The organism is uncultured Sphingomonas sp. (assembly GCF_946477935.1).
GTDB lineage: Bacteria > Pseudomonadota > Alphaproteobacteria > Sphingomonadales > Sphingomonadaceae > Sphingomonas.
This window is the reverse complement of the sequence record NZ_CAMLAC010000194.1, coordinates 1-6,953: the sequence shown is the minus strand read 5'-3', so window position 1 is coordinate 6,953 and position 6,953 is coordinate 1. Positions and strand designations below refer to the sequence as shown.

At 67.8% G+C, this 6,953-nt stretch carries 9 protein-coding genes; all 9 read right to left on the bottom strand.

The annotated features are described in order from the left end of the window. Positions 1–70 precede the first annotated feature (70 nt). Positions 71–940, bottom strand: coding sequence for a class I SAM-dependent methyltransferase (locus tag Q0U08_RS15965; RefSeq protein ID WP_298092549.1), 870 nt, complete (start codon positions 938–940; stop codon positions 71–73). Continuing rightward, positions 937–2,331, bottom strand: coding sequence for a threonine synthase (gene thrC / locus Q0U08_RS15960; RefSeq protein WP_298092548.1), 1,395 nt, complete (start codon positions 2,329–2,331; stop codon positions 937–939). The genes Q0U08_RS15965 and thrC overlap by 4 nt, the downstream gene beginning before the upstream one ends. Positions 2,332–2,342: 11 nt before the next feature. Further along, positions 2,343–2,954, bottom strand: coding sequence for an SURF1 family cytochrome oxidase biogenesis protein (locus tag Q0U08_RS15955; protein WP_298092547.1), 612 nt, complete (start codon positions 2,952–2,954; stop codon positions 2,343–2,345). Further along, positions 2,954–3,340, bottom strand: a complete 387-nt coding sequence (locus tag Q0U08_RS15950) for a DUF983 domain-containing protein (protein WP_298092546.1) — start codon at positions 3,338–3,340, stop codon at positions 2,954–2,956. The genes Q0U08_RS15955 and Q0U08_RS15950 overlap by 1 nt, the downstream gene beginning before the upstream one ends. After that, a complete protein-coding gene (locus tag Q0U08_RS15945; protein WP_298092545.1) occupies positions 3,333–4,244 on the bottom strand; it encodes a cytochrome c oxidase subunit 3 in 912 nt (303 codons plus the stop codon). The genes Q0U08_RS15950 and Q0U08_RS15945 overlap by 8 nt, the downstream gene beginning before the upstream one ends. Positions 4,245–4,298: 54 nt before the next feature. After that, on the bottom strand, positions 4,299–4,838 hold the full coding sequence (locus Q0U08_RS15940; protein ID WP_298092544.1) for a cytochrome c oxidase assembly protein: 540 nt from the start codon (positions 4,836–4,838) through the stop codon (positions 4,299–4,301). Continuing rightward, on the bottom strand, positions 4,838–4,972 hold the full coding sequence (locus Q0U08_RS15935; RefSeq protein WP_298092542.1) for a hypothetical protein: 135 nt from the start codon (positions 4,970–4,972) through the stop codon (positions 4,838–4,840). Before Q0U08_RS15935 ends, Q0U08_RS15940 begins: the two co-directional genes overlap by 1 nt. Beyond that, positions 4,969–5,868, bottom strand: a complete 900-nt coding sequence (locus Q0U08_RS15930; RefSeq protein ID WP_298092541.1) for a heme o synthase — start codon at positions 5,866–5,868, stop codon at positions 4,969–4,971. Before Q0U08_RS15930 ends, Q0U08_RS15935 begins: the two co-directional genes overlap by 4 nt. A gap of 81 nt (positions 5,869–5,949) precedes the next feature. Then, positions 5,950–6,953 (bottom strand): NAD(P)-dependent alcohol dehydrogenase (locus Q0U08_RS15925; RefSeq protein ID WP_298092540.1); only part of this gene is annotated, 1,004 nt, incomplete at its 5' end.

Here is a 6,953-nt window from a genome sequence, read left to right as displayed (position 1 = left end):
GTGAGGGAGCGCCCTCACCCTTCCGCGCCTTCGGCGCTCCCTCCCCCTCCCGGTGGGAGAGGGAAAGCGGTCAGCGGCTCCAGCGGGCCCAGATGGCGGTGGGGAGAGTGAGGCCGCGCGCTTCCTCGCGCACGCCCAGTTCGCCGGCTTCCACCGTGCCGGGCAGGTCGGCAAAGGCCTGTCGCAGCATCTCGCCGATGGCGAGCGCGGACATGCGCACCGCATAGACGGTGAGGAACAGGAAGCGCGAATTCTCGTCGATCAACTGGCGGCAATCGGCGATCAGGTCGGGCAGATCCTCCTCCAGCCGCCAGATCTCGCCGTCCGGGCCGCGGCCATATTTGGGCGGATCGAGCAGGATGCCGTCATAGCGGCGGCCGCGGCGTACCTCGCGCGCGACGAACTTCACCGCATCGTCGACGATCCAGCGGATCGGCGCGTCGGCCATGCCGGAGAGCACCGCATTGCCCCGTGCCGCCTCGACCGACTTCTTGGAGGCGTCGACATGCACCATGCGCGCGCCCGCCGCCGACAGCGCCAGCGTGCCGACGCCGGTATAGCCGAACAGGTTCATGCACTCCGGCGATTCGGCGCCTTCAAGCCGCTCGCGCATCCAGCCCCAGACGGGGGCCATATCGGGGAAGAAGGCGAGGTGGCGGAAGGCGGTGGTCTGCGCGGTGAAGCTGACCTCGTTCCAGCGCAGCGGCCAGCCCTCGCGCGGGGTCTGTTCGTGGTGGATCCAGCGGCCGCCGCCTTCCTCGTCCGAGCCGGGGACGAACTCGCCCGCGGCGCGCCAGTCGTCGGTGGCGGGCGCCCAGAGCGCCTGCGGTTCGGGGCGGATGAAGCGGAAGCGGCCGTAACGCTCCAGCTTCTTGCCGTTCCCCGAATCGACCAGGCCGTAATCGGCCCAGGGTTCGCCGATCAGCGTGTCGAGCTTCATGCCGAGGCCTGCGCGTGCGCGGCGATGAAGCCGGTGACGGCGTCAAAAGTGCCGGGGAGCGACTCGTAGCGTTCCTCGCGCTCGAACAGGTCGCCGACGCGGTTGGGGAGCGGCGGGCGGGTGCCGGTGGCGCGTTCCACCGCGTCGGTGAACTTGGCGGGGTGGGCGGTGGCCAGCGTGACGACGGGGACGTCGTTGTCCAGGCGACGGGCGGCGGCAAGCGCGATAGCCGTGTGCGGGTCGATGATCTGCCCGGCGCGCTCGGAGGCCCAGCGCATCGCGCGGGTCATGTCGTCCAGATCGACCCGGTCGCTGCCGAACAGCGCGGCGGCGCCCTGGCTTTGCGTGTTGGTCAGCCGCATCGCGCCCGTGCCCTCGAACCCGGCCATCTGCGCCGCGAGCGCGGCGCCGTCGCGGTTGCCGAGATCGTAGAGCAGCCGCTCGAAGTTTGAGGAAACCTGGATGTCCATCGACGGGGTGGGCGTGGCCTGCACCTGGCCCTTGGAATAATCGCCGGCGGACAGCGCGCGGTGGAGAATGTCGTTGACGTTGGTGGCGACGATCAGCCTGGCGACCGGCAGGCCCATCCTTGCCGCGACATAGCCGGCGAACACGTCGCCAAAATTGCCGGTGGGGACCGAGAAGGCGACCTGACGCTCGGGCGCGCCGAGGCGAACGGCGGCGTAGAAATAATAGACCACCTGCGCCATCAGCCGCGCCCAGTTGATCGAGTTGACCGCGGACAGGCTGTAGCGATCGGCAAAGGCGCGGTCGTTGAACATCGCCTTCACCAGCGCCTGTGCATCGTCGAAATTGCCGTCGATCGCGATGTTGTGGACGTTGGGGGCGAGCACGGTCGTCATCTGGCGGCGCTGGATATCGGTGACGCGGCCGGCGGGGTGGAGCATGAAGATGTCGATCTTCTCACGCCCCGCCACCGCGTCGATCGCGGCCGATCCGGTGTCGCCGCTGGTCGCGCCGACGATGGTCAGATGCTTGTCGGTGCCGGTGAGGAACCGCTCGAACAGGAGGCCGAGCAGTTGCAGGGCGACATCCTTGAAGGCGAGCGTGGGGCCGTGGAACAGCTCCAGCAGCCATTGGTCGTGATCGAGCTGGACGAGCGGGGTGACGGCGGCGTGGGCAAAGCGGCCATAGGCGGCTTCGCACAGGTCACGCAGTTCGTCTTCGGTCAGCGCGTCGCCGATAAAGGGCAGCATGACGCGCACCGCGGTTTCGGCATAGGACAAGCCGGCAAGGTCGCGGATCGCCTCTGGCGAGAGCGTCGGCCACGCCTCCGGAACGTAGAGTCCGCCGTCCGAGGCGAGGCCGGCGAGCGTAGCGCCGCGGAAATCGAGAATGGGGGCGGTGCCGCGAGTGCTGTGATAACGCATGACCCGGCGGATTAGCGGGCGCGGGCAGGCTCCACAACCGGTCGATTGCGCCGCCGCAGCGCCAAAGCATAGATGATTGCGGCGGCCACCGCGAACAGGAACCATTGCACCGCATAGGCGACATGGTTGTTGGGCACCGCATTGGTGCTGGGGCGCGGATTGGGGGCCAGGCCGGCGACCGGCTGGTCCAGGACCAGCAGCATCGGCTGGGGCCGGGGGCGCATCAGCGATTCGATCATCGAGCGGTGATCGGGCGCGTGGCTGATATAGCCGGCGACGGTGCCGCCCTGCCACGGAACCTCGGCGCGGGGATCGCGGCTGGTGCCGAGCTGGACGAGCATGCCGCCCCGGCACTCGGCGATCAGGCGAAAGCCCGCCGCGCCCGCGCCGGCGCGGCGAATCGCGACCGGCGGCTGGCATAGGGCGGTGGTGCGGCGAAACAGCAGGCGCTCGTCGGGCGCGTGCGGGAAGGCGACGGGGGGGCGTGTGGGGTTCTGCGCCAGTTGGGCGAGAAAGGCTTCCTTCTTCGGCGCACGGTCGAGAAGCTGCCAGAAGCCGAGCGCGAGCATGATCGCGATCAGCACGCCGACGACGAGGGTGGGGATGACGGGCACGCGGCGCATCAGGGGGTGTCCTGGCGGATGCGGCCCTCTTTGGCGGCGTTGCGATATTCGGCGGCGAGCAGCGCACCCTTGGCGAGTCGCAGGGCGTATAGGACACTCGCCGCGGTGACCGGCACCCAGATCAGCACATGCAGCCAGAGCGGCGGGTGAAGGGTCAGTTCCAGCGCGATCGCCAGCGCGGTGATGACCGTGCCGATGATCAGGGTGAGGAAGGCGGCGGGGCCGTCGCCGACGTTGAACTGGTCATAATCCAGCCCGCATGCGCTGCAGCGATCGGCGAAACGCGCCCAGCCGGCGAACAGCGTGGGCGCGCCGCAGCGCGGGCACAGACCCTTCAGCCCGGCCGCCGCGAGAGACGGGCCGGGCAGTTCGACATCGTCAGCCACCGTGGACCGGCGCGCCCCAGCCACCCCAGACATAGACGGTGACGAAGAGGAACAGCCAGACGACGTCGACGAAATGCCAGTACCAGGCCGCCGCCTCGAACCCGAAATGCTGGCGCGGGGTGAAGTCGCCGCGATAGGCGCGGATCAGGCAGACGATCAGGAAGATGGTGCCGACCAGGACGTGGAAGCCGTGAAAGCCGGTCGCCATGAAGAAGGCGGCGCCGTAGTTGATCCCCTTGAATGGGAAGGGCGCGTGCATGTACTCATAGGCCTGGATCGACGAGAAGATCACGCCCAGCACGATCGTCAGCCACAGGCCCTTCAGCACGCCGTCCCGGTCGCCGACGCCCAGCAGGCCCCACAGGCCGCGCTTCTCGCCACCGCGCTGATTGTGGATCAGCGCATGGTGCGCCCAGGTGACGGTGGTGCCGCTGGTCAGCAGGATCAGCGTGTTGAGCAGCGGCAGTTCGAAGGCGTTGATCACCTCCAGCCCCTGGGGCGGCCACTGCGCCACGATCGCGGCGGCCCCCTCGGTCGCGCGTTCCACCTGCCCGTCGACGAAGCTCATCGCGGTGGGAAAGAGCGAGAAATCGAAGAACGCCCAGAACCAGCCGACGAAGAACATCACTTCGGAGGCGATGAACAGGATCATGCCGTAGCGGAAATGCAGCTGGACGATGGGGGTGTGATCGCCGGCATGCGCCTCGCGCACCACGTCGGCCCACCAGGAGCCCATGCAGAACAGCACCGCGGCGAGGCCGGCCAGGAACGCCCAGCCGCCGCCCGGCGCCTCGTGCATCCACATGATCGCGCCCGCCGCCATAAGCAGCGCCGAGAAGGAACTCGCAAGCGGCCAGGGGCTGGGCGGGAGGATGTGATAATCGTGGTTCTTGGCGCCGGCCATGGTTCCTCAATCCCTGTCTGTAGCGGTATCGTCGCTTCTGTTCTGGTGGCGATGCTAGCTTGTGCGCGCGGCCGAATCCACCGGGTAAAATGTGTAGGAGAGCGTGATGGTTTCCACGCCCTGCGCATCCGGGTCCGACAGGATCTTCGGATCGACGAAGAAGATCACCGGCATGCGCACGGTTTCGCGCGGTTTCAGCGTCTGCTGCGTGAAGCAGAAACACTGGATCTTGGTGAAATACTTCCCCGCCTGCATCGGGGTGACGTTGAAGGTCGCAGTGCCGGTGACCGGCTTGTCCGAACGGTTGGTGGCGGTGAAGAACACCATGTCGCGCGCGCCGATATCGATCGTCTCGCTGGGGTTCTCCGGCTTGAAGCTCCAGGGCAGATGCGGACTGACATTGGCATCGAAATCGACGCGAATCTTGTGATTGACGCCGCCGGGGGCCTCGTCGCCGCGCTGCGTGGTACCCTGGAAGCCGGTGACCTGGCAGAACAGGCGATAGAGCGGCACGCTGCCCCAGGCGAGGCCCGTCATGAACACCACGCCCAGCACCGCGAAGACGACGGTGCGCGCCTGACGGGTGAGGCGCATCAGTGCATCCCCGACCGGATCTTCGACAGGGTGACGAAGAATATCAGGATGACGAGCGCGCCGAGCAGCAGGGCCATGACCAGCGAGCGGCCTTGCCGGCGCTTGCGGATCAGATCGGGATCGTCAGGGGTCATGCCAGCCACCGGTCGGCGACCAGCGCGCCGAAAAGGAGGAAAAGGTAGAGGATCGAATATTTGAACAGCCGCTTTTCGGGCTTCATCGCATCGTCCGCCCGGGTTCGGCGGGTGGCGACGACGGCAGCGTACCAGGCGAACAGCGCGGTGCCGGCGGTGGCCACCACGCCGTAGATCGCGCCGGTCAGGCCCAGCGGCCAGGGGAGGACGGCGGCGGCGGCCATGGGGATGGTGTAGAGGCCGATCTGGCGGCGGGTCACCACCTCGCCAGCGACGACGGGGAGCATGGGGACGCCGGCATTGGCGTAATCGGTCTTCACGAACAGCGCGAGCGCCCAGAAATGCGGCGGCGTCCACAAGAAGACGAGCAGGAACATCAGGAAGGGCAGCAGCGCGACCTGGCCGGTCGCGGCGGCCCAGCCGATCAGCGGCGGAAAGGCGCCGGCGGCGCCGCCGATGACGATGTTCTGCGGCGTGCGCCGCTTCAGCCAGACGGTGTAGATGAGGACGTAGAACAGGATCGAGACGACCAGGATCGCCGCCGCGGTATAGTTCACCGCCAACCCCATCAGGATGACCGAGAAGGCGCCGAGACCGACGCCGAAATGCAGCGCCGACTGGCGATCCATGCGGCCGGCAGGCAGGGGACGCTGCGCGGTGCGGCGCATCTTGGCGTCGAGGTCCGCCTCGTACCACTGGTTGAGCGTGCCGGCAGCGCCTGCGCCCAGCGCGATGCACAGGATCGCGGTGAAGCCGATCACCAGATCGGGCATGATGGGTGCTGCCAGCAGGCCGCACAGGCCGGTGAAGACGACCAGCGTCAGCACGCGCGGCTTGGTGAGCGCGAGGAAGTCGCGCCAGTCGGCGGGCGGCAGGAGGGGCTGGGTCGGGGTCATCGTTGCCGCCGGTATAGGCGCTGGAAGCGGGCGGGTGAAGGGTGTTCCCCCCTCCCCGGGGAAGGGGAGGGGGGAATGGCGTCAGGCGTTCTTCAGCGACTGCATGTCGATGACGAAGCGGTACTTCACGTCGCTCTTCTGCATGCGGTCATAGGCGGTCTCGATATCCTGGATGTCGATCATCTCGATATCCGCGGTGAGGCCGTGGCGCTGGCAGAAGTCGAGCATCTCCTGCGTCTCGGCGATGCCGCCGATCAGCGAGCCGGCAAGCGCGCGGCGGCGGAAGACGAGGTTGCCGACCGAGGGCGAGGGGTGCGGCGTCTCGGGCACGCCGACCAGCGTCATCGTGCCGTCGCGCTTGAGCAGGCCCAGGAACTGGTCGAGATCGTGGCTGGCGGCGACCGTGTTCAGGATGAAGTCGAAGCTGTTGGCATGCTCGGCCATCTGATCGGCGTCCTTGGACACGATCAGTTCCTTGGCGCCCAGCCGCTTGGCATCGTCGCGCTTGTTCGGCGAGGTGGAGAAGACATAGACCTCCGCGCCCATTGCGGCGGCGATCTTCACGCCCATGTGACCCAGCCCGCCGAGGCCGACGATGCCGACCTTCTGGCCGGGGCCGACCTTCCAGTGCTTGAGCGGCGAATAGGTGGTGATGCCGGCGCACAGCAACGGCGCGACCGCGGCGAGATCCTTCTCGTCATGGCCGACCTTCAGCACGAAGCCTTCGTCCACCACGATATGATCGGAATAGCCGCCAAAGGTGTGGCCGCCGAGCACGGGGTCCGGACCGTTATAGGTGCCGACGAAGCCGGTGCCCTCGCAATATTGCTCCTCGCCGTCGTTGCACGAGGCGCAGTGGCCGCAACTGTCGACCATGCAGCCGACGCCCGCGATGTCGCCGACCTTGAAGTTCGTGACCTCGCTGCCGACCGCGGTGACGCGGCCGACGATCTCGTGGCCGGGGACGCAGGGGAACAGCGTGCCATCCCACTCGGCGCGGGCGGTGTGGAGGTCGGAATGGCAGACGCCGCAGAACAGGATGTCGATCGCGACGTCCTTGGCGCCGGGATCGCGGCGTTCAAACG

Excerpts from the sequence above, each read along its gene's own strand:
- Q0U08_RS15940 (WP_298092544.1), bottom strand. The coding sequence starts at position 4,838 with ATGCGCCTCACCCGTCAGGCGCGCACCGTCGTCTTCGCGGTGCTGGGC.
- Q0U08_RS15965 (WP_298092549.1), bottom strand. The coding sequence starts at position 940 with ATGAAGCTCGACACGCTGATCGGCGAACCCTGGGCCGATTACGGCCTG.
- Q0U08_RS15930 (WP_298092541.1), bottom strand. The coding sequence starts at position 5,868 with ATGACCCCGACCCAGCCCCTCCTGCCGCCCGCCGACTGGCGCGACTTC.
- thrC (WP_298092548.1), bottom strand. The coding sequence starts at position 2,331 with ATGCGTTATCACAGCACTCGCGGCACCGCCCCCATTCTCGATTTCCGC.
- Q0U08_RS15945 (WP_298092545.1), bottom strand. The coding sequence starts at position 4,244 with ATGGCCGGCGCCAAGAACCACGATTATCACATCCTCCCGCCCAGCCCC.
- Q0U08_RS15935 (WP_298092542.1), bottom strand. The coding sequence starts at position 4,972 with ATGACCCCTGACGATCCCGATCTGATCCGCAAGCGCCGGCAAGGCCGC.
- Q0U08_RS15955 (WP_298092547.1), bottom strand. The coding sequence starts at position 2,954 with ATGCGCCGCGTGCCCGTCATCCCCACCCTCGTCGTCGGCGTGCTGATC.